We start from the raw sequence: 14267 nt of genomic DNA, 5'->3' as shown, positions 1-14267 counted from the left end.
AAACATGCCTTGATGAAATTATTCAGATGGCGGACAAATCTGCATAAACGTTACCACGCTGCTTGCTTCGTATGATTGTATGATCCCTGTCGGGCATGCTACTGCGTAGTTGCGGTAGGTTAAATTGCGGGCTTTATCGCGGTTTGTCCAGCCTGTGTTAACATTTTTCTGGATCCAGGTTAAATATTGCTTTTGGCCGCCATCGTTTATCAGCATCATTATGTATTGGGCAAATATGGCTTTCAGCACGCCCTGTTCGTTAAAATCACCTTCGGCAGGTAATATGCCGTCAACACACATGCTGTTTTGGGTATAATCGGCAGCCAGTTTGGCATCAGCCAGGTAAGTGGCATCGTTTGTTACTTTATAAAGCATAACCGCTGCGCCAATGGCAGTGCCCTGGTTATAAGTATAATCCTGGTAGCCGGGTGGGTTATTGCCTATTTTATGGTCGGCCACTTCACCATTGGTTGCATTGAATAAATTTGTTTTCGACCAGGCATAAATTGATTTTGCTTTTGCAAGATAGCTGGTGTCTTTTGTGATCTGATACAGGCGGACAGCCGCAATAACTGTAGGATAATTAATACAGGCATTTTTACCGCTGTGCTGAAAATCCCAAAACATACCACCATCAATGGGATCATATGAACCGGCCCATACATGGTTAAAGCCCGCAATTGAATTTTGCAGGTAGGCTGCATTGCCTGTGAGCTGGTTGGCCCTTGCCAAAGCAGTTACCCACCACATCATATCGTCGTAAATGAACCAGGTAGTTTGATTGTTCCAGTTGTAGTTATCGTACTGGCTGGCCCCGCCTGTGTAAATATCATTTACCATTGTTAACTGGGCCGGGCTTTTGGTCCGTTCGTAAACATCCATGGCCAAATCCCAGTAAATGGCCTGGGTCCATATGGCTCCTATGCCGCTTTTATCGGTAGCGTTGTAATATAGTTTGGCTGTTGGGTTATAAAAATAAGTGTTGAAGGCTGTGTAAGCTGCATCCGCATCTTTCAATGTAAAATTTGTGATAACGGTAGCTGGCGCAGGTTTTACTGATTGCGGTGCCGGTAATTGATAGGCTTTAGTGCAGCCCATGCAGGCAAAACCTAAAGCAATAAATAAAATGTAAAAAAGATTTCTCATAGTAAAGGTGTGTTTAATTGGTATCGCAATAATAGATGCCGGATATTAAAAAACCGGTTAATAAAACGATTAACACCCAATTAAATTCATTAACCTTTAATAATTAAACAACGCCTTAAGGTACATTTCGAATCGGATTATTTTATCAGTTTCCTTAATGATACCAGGTGGGCGAATAACACTGCAGGCACAATAAAGCAAGGCAGCCAGATAAACGGAAAATAAAAAAGCGCAATGTTAGGCTGGTCGAACCCGAATTTTTGAAAAGGAAATGGAGCAGATAAAACCGCGGTGATAACAACATTTGCAAGGAACAGTAAGCAGATGATATTCCAGCCTATTATTATCTTTTTGTTCAGCACATTTTTAATGTATCCAAAATAATAAACAATTGGCGCGGTTAGTCCGCAAAGGATATCAAAGTTCCGGCCCTCGAAAGTAATTATTCCGGGCACCAGCTTGTGCAGGAATAACAGGTATAGGGTAAGTTCAACAGGAATCCTTACGATATGGAGCAGGGTCAGTGTTTTTACATCAAAGCCATCCATAAACAATCTTCCTTTTTTAATAATAAACAGGGCTGCGATGAATACTACCGGTGGCATCAGCAATAACGGAAATCTTGGCGGAATTACATTCGTAACGGTATAAAATCCGGACAGGCCAACGATCGCCTGAAGTGCCAGCCACAATATTGCGGCTATTAATACAAATTTTGAATGGTTAGCGGCTTTGTACAACAGGCCTATGGCAAGAAGTGTGGTGAGCATAAATACAATGCTGATATAAATTGGTAAGTGTTCCATTTGTTTGTTTTTTATAAAACAAAGGAACAGCAATAAACACAAGGGCTTCTTGCCAATTGGCAAGAAATGAACGCTGTGATAATTGTTTTTTATAACAACTCGCGTACTTCTGTTGCTGGCCTTCAACCTTTGCTATTATATGTTGCCTCTTCTGGGCTGGATACTTGTGGTTCTGCCACAATGCCAAAAGGCCTGAAAGGTCGTAATACGCCAGCGCAGGTCGAAGGCCTGCGGAATTAAACGGATGCCTGGGGTTACTATTTCTTTACCAATTCTTTCCTGATCCTGCCTAAAGATGGATCGGAAATGCCAGGATATGAAGCGATTACGATAATAAACTGATCATGATATTTGGAATACTTAAATTCGTTTCCTGGTTAATTATATTCTTATCTTGAAGCCTAAAATCCTTAACCATGCTTATCATATCGCACAGGCTCACCTTAACCTTCATTTTAGTAAGTTTTACTTGTTTTTGTTCAGCCCAATCTGTTATTATACAAAGCGGGATCCTATTGCCAAAGGATACAACTACCAACAACCAGGTAATAACCTCGCTGAATGGATTTCTTAAACAAAAGGAAAAGCCAAACAATGCCAATAATTTTGTTTTAAAGGAAAGATTACTGGAAACAGAGATCCTGTTAGACGCAATGAAAGGATCAGGGCTGAGCAGGAAATTAAAGGATAGCAATTATTATAAATGCTATTTGACAAACCTAACCCGGCTGGATAACGATAATTTCGTTGCGCAGATCTCCTATATGAGTATTGATGAACATACCCCTGTTTTACACGCAAGCTACAGGCTGCTGGCAAAAAGAGAGGGCACACAGTTTTGTTTTTATTCGCCCTTAAAGCAAAATACCATTGGCTGGAAAACCAGGAAGTTTAATAATATCACGTATTATTTTCGCGATACCATAGATATAGTGAACGCAAAAGCATATCAAAAAAAGGTGAATTTTTATGATGATAAGTTAAAAGCGCCGCAACAAGTTGTTGAAGTTTACTTATGTGATAATTTTTTGGAAGTGCAGCAACTAACGGGGATTGAATACATGCAGGATTATGCAGGTTATAAAACAATTAACCTTGACACCCGTGGAAATAATACAACCTTAGTTGTAAATGGATGGAACTCAGAAACGCGCCGGTTTGATCCGCATGATCTGTGGCATGCAAGGCTGCGGATTATATTATCACCAGGCGTAATTAACAGGCCGGTTGATGAAGCATGCGCTTATTTATATGGGGGAAGCTGGGGATTTACCTGGAACGAAATATTGGCCCAGTTTAAAAAGTATGTGTCGGATAACCCGAATGCAGATTGGTTAAAGCTATACTTAGATGGAAGTAACTTTGTCGGAACAGATAAAACATTAAAAATATCATACATGCTGAACGCCTTAATTGTGCAAAAGATAGAAAAAGAAAAGGGCTTCCCGGTTGTTATGGAGCTATTGGGGTGCGGTAAGAAAGAACCAGGTGATGAAAATTATTTTAAGGCGCTTGATAAGCTTACCGGGATAAACAAAACAAATTTTAACTTAAAGATGCAGGAGTTGATCAAGGGATCATAATGTTCCTGAACTAATTTTTATCATTCCTTGTAAACTTGTTCATCGCCATGCGCCAGTTAAAATATTGGTTCCCATCTTTTGAAGCTTTGAAAATTACATTCAAGTAGCCGGGATCAAAAAATTCGGCTAATGAAAACACCTGTAACCCGTTTTGAGGGTTAAACAGTGTGCCTGCGGCATAACCTTTCTCATTGTTTTTAGCGCGCTTCTGGTCAAATGGAACCGTGCTGTTTACAAACTCCGGGTGTGTTTTTTCACCAGTCATAAAAGGGATCATATAATCCACACATTTTTTGATAGAAGCGCCATTTGCAGTTTGAAAGGTAAAGTAATTTTTACCGGTAGCCCTGTAAATGGCAATGCAGGTAGTTAGTAATGGCTCAAGATCATAAGTGTGATAATGAAAGGCATCCCTTTCCACCAGGTCATGAGTGGTTCCGTCAGGATTTAAATTGACAGCCAGTTGTTTTTCCAGTTCGCTGATTATGAGGTTGTCATATTTGTGATCGTGCAGAGTATAGTTGATCAGCGCGATCATTTTTATGCGGTGCGAATTCCAGTTATTGATTGCCGTGCCTCTACCCGGCTTTGCCGATTCGCTGTTTACTTCGGCATCAGCAATACTGCTCAGCCAATGGTCAATCACAACCCTGTTATCTTGCTGTATGTCATTCCTGGTAAGGTCATAGGCTGTAACCATATCTTCCAGTTTAGTTTCGTTTATCGGGTCGCCTGTGGCGTTATTGACTTTTGCCCAGGCCAGCAAATATTCAGTTGCTTTATCTAAAAATTTCTTTTCCCCATTATACTTATAGGCTAATGATAAAGCATACGTTTTATAAGCATCTTCAACAGCCTTTAGGCTGGCGGTCTTTTTAGGATTACCTTCTAATAGCCCCTGCGATAATATTTCTGCTATAGGGTTAGGTGTTTCTGTTAATGCCTCATCCGCAGCTTTCAAATAAGGGTTAAAAACCTTTCTGTAGGTTGATGGTTCGTATTTGTCAAGATTTATCGCCTTGCGCATTGAACTTACTTCCTTATTATTCAGGCTTACCAGTTGAGCCCTGGCAGATAATGTCATGATACTTGATAATCCTAAAATATATATAACTTTCTTCATCAGTTTTACTGCGTGCCCAGGTTAAAATGGTTTTATTATTATGCAGGGATCATAAAGAGGTTTCTTTACCTTCTAAGTTGATAAACTCCCACCGTGCAGGGCTAAAGGCATCAATTAGGATGCCCTCTTCTAAACAAACACAACCGTGAACGGTATGTGGCGGAACATAATAGCCATCCCCTTTACTAATTATTTTTACGATATCACCCATGGTCATTTCAAAAATGCCGCTTTCTACGTAGCTCACCTGCGAATGCATATGGCTGTGTAAAGCACCGCAACTGCCTTTTTTAAATTTTACTTTTACCAGCATCAGCGTATCATCAAACCCTAAAAGCTGGCGTTGCACACCGTCTCCGGCTTTTTCCCAGGCAATGTCCTGTCCATATTGAAACAAGTTGCTTTGTATCATATCATTAGTTTTTTAAACTACCGGCCACATTTATAACAGCTTTTTTATTAGCCAATCGTTTTTGTCGCAGTAATGCTTCCAGGTAATAATAATCGGCATAAACTATCGGTACATCTATTTCGCTTTTAGCAGGTTTGTGCCCGGTGCTATGCAGCAGTAAAAAGCCCCTGGCACTGTCTGGCCTTGCTTGGTATGATCTGCCAAGGCTGTTCAGTATCCTGTCAGCCATTGTTTTATACAGGTCGCCATTTTTACTGTATGTGCTCAGCTCGTAAAGGGCCGACGCAGCAATTGCCGCCGCTGATGCATCGCGGGGCTGGCCCGGTAGTTTAGCGGCATCATAATCCCAGTAAGGCACCAGGTCGGCAGGCATGGCCGGGTTGCTGAAAATAAACCCGGCAATGTTTTCTGCTTGTTGAAGATAAATCTTATTGCCTGTTTCCCGGTAGCACATGGTATATCCATATAAGCCCCAGGCTTGCCCCCTGGCCCAGGATGAACTATCGGAAAACCCCTGGTGCGTTTGTTTATGCAGCACCCTGCCTGTTTCCGGGTCGTAATCAATAACGTGATAGGAGCTATAGTTATCTCTGAAATGATTTTTCATGGTGGTATTGGCGTGGGTTACAGCTGTTTTATAAAAGCTGGAATCGCCGCTTAACTTGGTTGCTTCAAACAAAAGTTCCAGGTTCATCATATTGTCTATGATCACCGGAAACTTCCACTCCTTGCGGTTATCCCATGATTTAAGGCAACCTATAACCGGGTTAAAACGCGTAATTAAAGTTTTGGCCGACTGTAAAATTACCGCTTTATACTGTTGGTCATGCGTAAGGCGATATGCGTTGCCAACACTGTTGTAAACTTTAAAACCCATATCGTGGGTTCCGCTATCAATTTTTTCTGTTTCCATTGCAATAGTATAAGGTGTAGATTGTTCTTTCCAATATTTATCACCGGTATATTCATATAAAAACCAAAGGTTCCCCGCAAAAAAACCGCTGCACCAATCTTTCGGGGCAACAATAATTAAATCGCCATTAGGGGTTAGTGACCGGGGCGATAACAGGTTGGGTTTGGTACCTGCTTTTTTGGCTTTATCTGTTTCATTAAGCAGTAATTTGGTTTGATGTTGTGCAAAAGCAAAGGCTTTATCAGCATTGTTTTGTGCAAAAAGGCTAAGAGTTAAACCGTTTAGCAGAGCCAGTATCAACAGGTGTTTCATCTTCATGGTATATCTTAATAAAAAACGTGGCCTTAGTTAGCCACTTTAATTTTTATCACCAATTTTTTTACGACATCATACCCGGCAACCTTAATGTTCGGGCGATGTGCGTCCTGCGGAAAAAACAAGAAAAATGTTCCGGGTTCCGCTGTATAATAGGTTCCCTCTGCAGTGTAGGCAGCTCCATCCTTTGCCTCGTCATAAGGTTTGGTAACGGTTGCAGTGCTTACCGAGGCCACGCCAATTTGTTCTTTACCTTTAATTACATATTGCAGGTCGATATATTTTTTGTGCGATTCCCAGCCAGATTTGTCAAGTTCTTTAGAAGGTGCTTCGGTAATACTGGCATAAGCATTTTCGCTATCAATAGGGTATTTACCGGCACTAAGCGTGTCAAGGTTATGCGTCTTTAAAAACAGGAACACTTTATCCCAAACAGCCTTATTAGCATGGTACTGCTCATAAAACTCAGTCGCGTTAACAGACTCATGAACATTAAGCTTGATATGCCCGTTCCACTCCTTGCTTTTTAGCCATTTTTCGGCAACGGAAAGATTAACTGACACATTTTTTATTTGCTGGGCGGTCGCATTGTTTTTCATAACTGCAAAACTCATTACAGCCAAAAACAGCTGAAATACAGGTTTAATTTTCATGTTCAATAATTGGTTTATTATCAGGTAATAGTGTTTGTTATTAGCAAAACAATTCCACTACCGGTCAATATTACAATGTATTCCTGTAAATCAATTGCGTTTTAGGCAATAATTTTACGCAAACGTAATAGTTAGGCCCTATGCCGCTGGTTTTGGCACATCAAAAGTTTTCGATAACGTTTGCGTAGAAATAACGGGCCGTTTGTTTCAAATTCAAATGTCATAGTTGTACACTTGCTGAACAATTATAAAAGTTTAACCCTTAAACAGCTCTGGCTTTGAAAGTACTACATAGTGTGCACCCTGATGATTTTAAATCTTATCAGACAGAAAAAATACGTGATCGTTTTTTATTAGATAACCTGGTAACCCCTAACCAGGTAAACTGCGCTTATACGCATTATGACCGTATGATAATTGGAGTGGCGCATCCTGTTACAGAAACTATCGCGTTAGAAAACTACACTAATCTTAAAGCGGAATACTTTTTAGAGCGACGGGAAATAGGCATAATTAACGTAGCCGGTGACGGCGAGGTGAATGCCGACGGTACCATATACCAGTTAAAAAAACTGGATTGTCTTTATATAGGCAAAGGAACCAAACAAGTAACTTTTATTGCGAAGGATGCTGCAAATCCGCCGGTATTTTACCTGTTATCATCGCCGGCACATCAAACCTGGCCAACCAGGTTAATGACGATAGAAGAGGCCGAAAAGTTTAGCGCAGGCAGTGAATCAACGGCCAATCGACGCACCATAAATAAATATATCCATACCGGGGGGATTCAAAGCTGCCAGCTGGTTATGGGTTTAACCATTTTGCACGAGGGAAGTGTTTGGAACACCATGCCCCCGCATGTACATGACCGCCGGATGGAGGCTTATTTTTATTTTGATATTCCCAAAGGGCAGCGCGTGTTTCATTATATGGGCGAAGCAACAGAAACCAGGCATATATTGATTGATAACTATGGCGCAGTAGCATCTCCGCCGTGGAGCATGCACTCAGGCTCGGGCACATGTAACTACAGTTTTATATGGGGTATGGCCGGAGAGAACCTGGATTATACCGACATGGATGCCATCGGTATTGAAGAAATAAGATAACCAATTATAGAAAGAGCGCTAAGACTTTACAATTAATATGGTGGACAAGGCTATTAAAATACAATCATATGAACGGGAATAAAAAGACGAATTACCGGTGGGTGGTTGTAATTTTATTGTTCTTTGCCACAACAATTAATTACCTGGACAGGCAGGTGATCGGCCTGTTAAAACCTACGCTCGAAAAGCAATTTGCCTGGACAGAATCTGATTACGGCGATATCGTAATGGCTTTTAGCGCAGCGTATGCAATTGGTTTGTTAGTGTTTGGGAATTTTATTGATAAAATAGGCACTAAGCTTGGCTACACGCTTTCGTTAGTGGTATGGAGTGTGGCAGCTATGCTGCACGCAGTTGTAAAAAGCACATTCGGTTTTGGCGTAGTGCGCTCCCTATTAGGTTTGGGCGAGGCCGGAAACTTCCCTGCTGCAATAAAAACAGTTGCCGAGTGGTTCCCCAAAAGAGAACGCGCGTTTGCAACGGGTATATTTAATTCGGGGGCTAATATAGGTGCGGTGGTTGCCCCGGTAATGGTGCCCTGGATATTGGGTATTTATGGCTGGCAGATGGCATTTATTATAACAGGCGCCATTGGTTTTATATGGCTTATATTCTGGAGGTTTTTTTACGAGATCCCGGCTAAACATAAAAAAGTAAGCCCGGAAGAAATAGCTTATATCGACAGCGATACTGATGAGGACATTACCGAACCCGAAACCGGTAAAGTTAAATGGGCAAAGCTGTTCACCATTCGCCAAACCTGGACCTTTATTGTTGGTAAATTACTAAGCGACCCAATATGGTATTTCTTCCTGTTTTGGCTGCCCTCTTATTTTTCAAGCACCTTTAATTTAGATCTTAAAAAACCCAGCTTGCCATTGGTTATTGTTTACACCGCAACTACTATCGGCAGTATTGGGGGCGGCTATTTGTCATCCTATTTCATAAAAAGAGGATGGCCTGTTTTTAAGGCGCGAAAAACAGCTATGTTTATTTTTGCGGTTTGCGTTGTTCCTATAATTGGCGCGCGTTATGCAACCAATATCTGGCAGGCCGTAGCGCTTATTAGCCTTGCGGCGGCAGCACACCAGGCCTGGAGCGCCAATATATTTACTACAGCGTCTGACATGTTCCCTAAAAAAGCGTTGAGCTCCGTAGTCGGGATCGGTGGGATGGCCGGTTCTGTAGGAGGGACTTTATTCCCGTTTTTTATTGGCTTTATACTGGATACTGCCAAAAAAGCCGGTAATATTACAGCCGGGTATAATATCATTTTCATTATTTGCGGTTTAGCATATATGCTGGCCTGGGTGATCATGCATTTATTAACCCCAAGGATGAAGGTGGTAAAGCTGTAACCTTAATTAATTTCCTTATATACTTAAGTTTATTTATATTGGTGAACAGCTAAGCACAATATAGTCGCGATTGCTTTCAGCTAACCGCTATGAATTTCAACGCTCTAACAATAAGGGACATTGCCAAAGAGCTCAATCTGTCAGTATCAACAGTTTCAAAAGCATTAAGAGATAGCCATGAAATTAGTGAGAACACAAAAAAAATAGTAAATGCTTATGCCGAAGAACATAACTTCAGGCCTAACCCTATCGCTCAAAGTTTAAAACAGGGCCATAGCAAATCAATAGGTATTGTTGTATCCACTATCGAGAACCAGTTTTTCTCGCAGGTGATCAATGGTATTGAATCTGTTGCGTACAGCGCCGGGTTTAACGTTATTATTACGCAAACGCATGAATCTTTTGACCTTGAGGTAAAAAATGTGGGCCACCTGATGCATCGTTCTATTGATGGGTTGCTTATATCTTTATCCACCGAGACCAAGAATATTGAACACTTACAAAAACCACACCGCCAGGGATTGCCTATCGTTTTTTTTGATCGCGTAAGCGACGAGATAGAAACGCACAAAGTAATTGCCGATAATTTTAAAGGCGGATACGACGCTACCCACCACCTGATTGAATCAGGCTATACCCGGATAGCTCATATTACAAGTCCGCCAAATATATCAATCACCCGGGAAAGGCTTGCCGGCTATAACAGGGCGCTGGAAGAGGCCGGAATTTCTATTCCTGATTATTACATTAAACATTGCTCGCACGGAGGCAGGGATGAGAATGAAATTGAGAGCGCATTAAATGAGCTGCTTTCTCTGGAAGACAAACCTGAGGCCATTTTTACAACATCAGACAGGATCACCACCACCACCCTGTACCTGCTCAATAAGATGAAGATAAAGATCCCTGAAGAGATAGCCCTGATAGGTTATACGAATACCATGCTGGCTGATGTGCTTAACCCTTCATTAAGTTCTGTTTACCAACCTGGTTTTGAAATGGGTGTAAAAGCAACAGAAATGCTTTTAAATCTTATATTAAGCAAAAGGCCGGTTACTGAATTTCAAACACTCGTATTACCCACACAATTGTTTATCCGAATGTCAACCGCCCGCAAAAATTAACCGCGGGCTTTTCAGTTCCAAATGGCCTTAGTGTTCGGAAGTAAAAGGGCAATCTTTCTTTTATTTCATGCTCAATTTGTACGGTTTATCTGCAACAGCGAAAACGATATCGTAAATAAATATTTCAAAAGCCTGCAAACAGTAATGTAATCAAGGTATTTTTGATAAAGAGCAGTTATACATATTCCAATTATAAACCCTGTCTCCCTATTAAATATTTATTTGAAATGAAACGAAAGTTGCTCTTCACTATACTCTTCGTGTTTTTAATTGCGATAGAAAACGCAACGGCGCAAACCGTAACGCTCGACTACTATTTTAACCACGAAACATATATTACAAAAGAAGGCCAGGTAAAAAGGTTTCATTATATGTGGGAGGATACGGCCAATTCAGGGTTCTCTGTTCTGGGTGAAGTCTTCAAATCAAAAGGAGCTGTTTTAGCCAGCCTGGATGCTGCGCCAACGGCAAAAAACCTACGGGCGACAGCAGTATACATTATTGTTGACCCGGATAATTTAAAAGATAACCCTAAACCTAATTATATTCAAAAAATCGATGTAGAACAAATAGCCGGATGGGTAAAAGCAGGCGGTGTTCTTATCTTAATGGCAAATGATAGCGTAAATGTAGAGCTAGAGCATTTTAACACACTTGCTGAGCGCTTTGGCATGCACTTTAATAACGACCTGCAAAACCATGTTATTGATGATGCCCACTTTGATGACGGGGCAGTATTAATAAACAATAACCCCATTTTTAAAACAGCTAAAAAAGCATTCATGAAAGATGTTTGCAGCATCGGCTTAAAAGGAGGCGCAACAGCCGCGTTAAAAGCGGCCAACGGCTCTGTAATAGCTGCTATAAGTAAATATGGTAAGGGGACAGTATTTGCCGTAGGCGACCCATGGCTGTACAATGAATATGTTAACGGCCGGTTGCCGATAGGTTTTGATAATGATAAGGCGGCCATTGACCTGGTCAATTACGCACTTGCCAATAGCCACTATAAACATTAAACTAATTCAATAAAACTTGATTATGGCAATGAAGGAATAACTGTTGCTGCCATTACCTCAACCAGAAATTGATGCTAATAAAAAGCTGCCCCCGGTTATTAAAATATTGAGTAGTCGATTTAATTGCCAGTTTACCGGCCTTGCGTAAAGCAGGGTCGGTTATCCTGGTTTTAATTTCTCAGGTAATTAAACAGATGGGTTTCAGCTGGTAAACATGCGCTATAAAATGCGCCTGTGCAGTTTTTAAACTTATAAATAATGAGACATAAAATCCTTTTTCCTTTGTGCCTTATTGTATTTCTGCTTTGTGGCTTTACAACCGGCAACTCTTTTAAACAACAGGTTGAAGCTACGTTACGACCATATATTTTGAAAGAAGCGGCCTGGGCCTTAATGCAGGAGCCGGTAACTATTACAGCAGAAACAAGTCTGCGAAGCGCTGGTGGAAAACATGATTATTATTCTGAAGGCGATTACTGGTGGCCTGATCCTTCCAATCCGGATGGACCTTATCTTCAGAAAGATGGTATGACCAACCTGCAGAATTTTGTAGCGCACCGTTTAGCTATGATCCGTTTTAGCCGTATTATAGGTGCATTGGCATCGGCCTATAAAATTACCCATGATGAAAAATATGTAAAACAGGCTGTAAAACATTTACAGGCCTGGTTCATTCAGCCTGAAACACTGATGAACCCAAACCTGCAATATGCCCAGGCCATTAAAGGCGTGGCAACCGGCAGGGGAATAGGTATTATTGATACGATACAATTAATGGAAGTGGCGCAGGGCATCATGGCGATGGAGGGTTCATCAGCCATAACCAAACAAAATTTATCGGTTATTAAATTATGGTTTGATGAATATCTTAAATGGCTTACAACACACCCGTATGGTAAAGATGAAATGAATGCCAAAAATAACCATGGCACATGCTGGGTAATGCAGGTTGCCTGTTTTGCCAGGTTTACAGAAAATAATAAATTGCTGCTGCTCTGCACAGATCGTTATAAGGAAATACTGTTGCCAACCCAAATGGCAACCGACGGCAGTTTCCCGCTCGAGCTTAAACGCACAAAGCCATACAGTTATTCAATATTTAACCTTGATGCTATGACAACCATCTGCAGCATCCTCAACACTAAACAAAATAGCTTGTGGAATTATAGCACCAGTGATGGCAAATCAATAAAAAAAGGCATTGAGTTTTTAGATCCCTATTTGAGAGATAAAAATAAATGGCCTTACCCACATGATGTAATGCATTGGGAAAGCTGGCCGGTTGCCGGGCCATCTCTTGTTTTTGGAGCAATGGCTTATCAAAATACTGACTGGTTAACAACCTGGAAGCAGCTTGATCATGAACCGCAGGATGAAGAGATAATTAGAAATTTGCCGGTAAGACACCCACTGATTTGGTTTTAAATTAAACAAATTAATAGCTTAATATGAGGAATTTGTTATTAACGATGAGTTGCCTGTTCTGCATCCTTACCAGCGCATCAGCCAAAATTTATAAAGTAAGCAACCCGGATGAGTTTAAAAAAGCAGCTGGTACAGCGGAGGCCGGCGATGAAATTGTAATTGCCGATGGTAACTATAATGCCTGGGAGGCAGTTGCCCAAATTAACGGAACGGCTGCTAAACCGGTTATCATAAGGGCTCAATCATCCGGAAAGGTTATATTTTCAGGAGAGGTAAATAATCCTGTATTTCAGCTAACGGGAAGCTATACGGTAATTTCAGGATTAAATTTTACCGGCTGTAACCTGTTTAAAGGACAAGGGAATACCGGTGTTTTAATTGAACTGAAAGATTCAAAGTATTGCCGTATAACTGATTGCACTTTCACCAAAAATGAAGTAAAAACGCAATTTATGCCAATTGTTGTGGTGTCAGGAATAGGAGAGCATAACAGGGTAGACCATTGTAATTTTATAAGCAACATAAATAACCAGGAGCTACAGGTTAAGGTTACAGCCAAGGCAGCCCCCTTATTTACAATGGTTGACCATAACGAATTTAAAGATAAAGACAGCGTAACGTGGAAAGTTTACAATGGCGGCGAATGTGTACAGATAGGCCAGGACCCGGTATTGTTAGGTAACCAGGACACCCGGAGCATTGTGCGTGATAACCGCTTTATCCGTTGCAGCGCGGAGCCGGAAGTTATCAGTAACAAAAGCTCGGGCAACAGCTATATTCATAACTATTTTGAAGACTGCCATGGCGAACTGGTTATGCGCGGCGGGCACGATTGCCTGATAGACAGTAATACGTTTGAAGGCGGCAAAGGCGGGATCCGAATAAACGGAACACATCATATCATTACCAATAATTGGTTAAATAAATTACCTACGGGGATCAGGCTGATGTACGGCATGGCTAAAGGGAAAACAGAGATCGGGTTTTATATTGCAGCGAGCGATTGCCTGGTAAAAAGCAACCATATTACCTACTGCGGTACCGGCATTTTACTGGGCGATAGCAAAAACGCCGACTGGACAGGGAAGTTTGATACGGCTAAATACCCATCGCGCACGGTACAGGATGTTGCACCTTTTAATAATACGCTGGTTGATAATACAATAACCGATACAAAAGTGCCGGTTATGCATAATGAGAATTGATGTTTATTTGATTTTAAGGCAACAAGATAAGTGCTGGTTAGCCAGCACTATCTTGTTTAAATGATCTCAAATTTTA

The 14267-nt window shown here is 41.2% G+C and carries 13 protein-coding genes; 7 read left to right on the top strand and 6 right to left on the bottom strand.

Annotated features, from left to right (window positions below):
• Positions 1-18: 18 nt before the first annotated feature.
• Both BUE31_RS12745 and BUE31_RS12740 read right to left on the bottom strand, forming a co-directional pair.
• On the bottom strand, positions 19-1146 hold the full coding sequence (locus tag BUE31_RS12745) for a glycoside hydrolase family 76 protein (protein ID WP_073403953.1): 1128 nt from the start codon (positions 1144-1146) through the stop codon (positions 19-21).
• Positions 1147-1283: 137 nt separating this feature from the next.
• Complete coding sequence (locus BUE31_RS12740) at positions 1284-1952, bottom strand: hypothetical protein (RefSeq protein ID WP_073403951.1); 669 nt, start codon at positions 1950-1952, stop codon at positions 1284-1286.
• 416 nt (positions 1953-2368) lie between these two features.
• Between BUE31_RS12740 and BUE31_RS12735 the strand changes: the two genes are divergently transcribed.
• Positions 2369-3535, top strand: a complete 1167-nt coding sequence (locus BUE31_RS12735; RefSeq protein ID WP_073403949.1) for a hypothetical protein — start codon at positions 2369-2371, stop codon at positions 3533-3535.
• A 10-nt stretch (positions 3536-3545) separates the two neighbouring features.
• Here BUE31_RS12735 and BUE31_RS12730 read toward each other — a convergent pair whose 3' ends face one another.
• From BUE31_RS12730 to BUE31_RS12715, 4 genes are read right to left on the bottom strand one after another with little or no spacing between them, the layout of a single operon-like run.
• Entirely contained in the window at positions 3546-4658 is a 1113-nt protein-coding gene (locus tag BUE31_RS12730) for an alginate lyase family protein (RefSeq protein WP_073403947.1), read from the bottom strand.
• 49 nt (positions 4659-4707) lie between these two features.
• The gene (locus BUE31_RS12725) at positions 4708-5070 is read right to left on the bottom strand and encodes a cupin domain-containing protein (protein ID WP_073403945.1); all 363 of its coding nucleotides are present in this window, start codon (positions 5068-5070) and stop codon (positions 4708-4710) included.
• A gap of 4 nt (positions 5071-5074) precedes the next feature.
• Entirely contained in the window at positions 5075-6301 is a 1227-nt protein-coding gene (locus BUE31_RS12720; protein ID WP_083619807.1) for a glycoside hydrolase family 88 protein, read from the bottom strand.
• Positions 6302-6327: 26 nt separating this feature from the next.
• Positions 6328-6951, bottom strand: coding sequence for a NanQ anomerase/TabA/YiaL family protein (locus BUE31_RS12715; protein ID WP_083619804.1), 624 nt, complete (start codon positions 6949-6951; stop codon positions 6328-6330).
• A 278-nt stretch (positions 6952-7229) separates the two neighbouring features.
• On the opposite strand from BUE31_RS12715, the gene kduI reads away from it, so the two are divergent.
• The 6 genes from kduI to BUE31_RS12685 all read left to right on the top strand — a co-directional run bounded on the left by kduI (position 7230) and on the right by BUE31_RS12685 (position 14191).
• Positions 7230-8060: a 5-dehydro-4-deoxy-D-glucuronate isomerase gene (gene kduI, locus BUE31_RS12710; protein WP_073403941.1), complete on the top strand. Its 831-nt coding sequence runs from the start codon at positions 7230-7232 to the stop codon at positions 8058-8060.
• A gap of 68 nt (positions 8061-8128) precedes the next feature.
• On the top strand, positions 8129-9418 hold the full coding sequence (locus BUE31_RS12705; protein ID WP_073403939.1) for an MFS transporter: 1290 nt from the start codon (positions 8129-8131) through the stop codon (positions 9416-9418).
• Between the two features lie 89 nt (positions 9419-9507).
• Positions 9508-10542 carry a LacI family DNA-binding transcriptional regulator gene (locus tag BUE31_RS12700; RefSeq protein WP_073403937.1) on the top strand — a complete coding sequence of 345 codons (1035 nt, stop codon included), beginning with the start codon at positions 9508-9510 and terminating at the stop codon, positions 10540-10542.
• Positions 10543-10769: 227 nt separating this feature from the next.
• Positions 10770-11561 carry a DUF4350 domain-containing protein gene (locus BUE31_RS12695; protein ID WP_073403935.1) on the top strand — a complete coding sequence of 264 codons (792 nt, stop codon included), beginning with the start codon at positions 10770-10772 and terminating at the stop codon, positions 11559-11561.
• Between the two features lie 258 nt (positions 11562-11819).
• A complete protein-coding gene (locus BUE31_RS12690; RefSeq protein WP_073403933.1) occupies positions 11820-12986 on the top strand; it encodes an alginate lyase family protein in 1167 nt (388 codons plus the stop codon).
• A 23-nt stretch (positions 12987-13009) separates the two neighbouring features.
• Entirely contained in the window at positions 13010-14191 is a 1182-nt protein-coding gene (locus BUE31_RS12685; protein WP_083619801.1) for a chondroitinase-B domain-containing protein, read from the top strand.
• Positions 14192-14267 lie beyond the last annotated feature (76 nt).

It is taken from the genome of Mucilaginibacter sp. OK098 (assembly GCF_900142915.1).
Classification (GTDB): Bacteria; Bacteroidota; Bacteroidia; order Sphingobacteriales; family Sphingobacteriaceae; genus Mucilaginibacter.
The sequence above is the reverse complement of the archived record's forward strand: the minus strand, read 5'-3'. Positions and strand labels throughout refer to the sequence as shown.

Coding starts and splice junctions, on each gene's coding strand:
- BUE31_RS12725 (WP_073403945.1), bottom strand. CDS start 5,070: ATGATACAAAGCAACTTGTTTCAATATGGACAGGACATTGCCTGGGAA.
- BUE31_RS12735 (WP_073403949.1), top strand. CDS start 2,369: ATGCTTATCATATCGCACAGGCTCACCTTAACCTTCATTTTAGTAAGT.
- BUE31_RS12720 (WP_083619807.1), bottom strand. CDS start 6,301: ATGAAGATGAAACACCTGTTGATACTGGCTCTGCTAAACGGTTTAACT.
- BUE31_RS12740 (WP_073403951.1), bottom strand. CDS start 1,952: ATGGAACACTTACCAATTTATATCAGCATTGTATTTATGCTCACCACA.
- BUE31_RS12690 (WP_073403933.1), top strand. CDS start 11,820: ATGAGACATAAAATCCTTTTTCCTTTGTGCCTTATTGTATTTCTGCTT.
- BUE31_RS12730 (WP_073403947.1), bottom strand. CDS start 4,658: ATGAAGAAAGTTATATATATTTTAGGATTATCAAGTATCATGACATTA.
- BUE31_RS12715 (WP_083619804.1), bottom strand. CDS start 6,951: ATGAAAATTAAACCTGTATTTCAGCTGTTTTTGGCTGTAATGAGTTTT.
- BUE31_RS12705 (WP_073403939.1), top strand. CDS start 8,129: ATGAACGGGAATAAAAAGACGAATTACCGGTGGGTGGTTGTAATTTTA.
- BUE31_RS12745 (WP_073403953.1), bottom strand. CDS start 1,146: ATGAGAAATCTTTTTTACATTTTATTTATTGCTTTAGGTTTTGCCTGC.
- BUE31_RS12695 (WP_073403935.1), top strand. CDS start 10,770: ATGAAACGAAAGTTGCTCTTCACTATACTCTTCGTGTTTTTAATTGCG.
- BUE31_RS12700 (WP_073403937.1), top strand. CDS start 9,508: ATGAATTTCAACGCTCTAACAATAAGGGACATTGCCAAAGAGCTCAAT.
- BUE31_RS12685 (WP_083619801.1), top strand. CDS start 13,010: ATGAGGAATTTGTTATTAACGATGAGTTGCCTGTTCTGCATCCTTACC.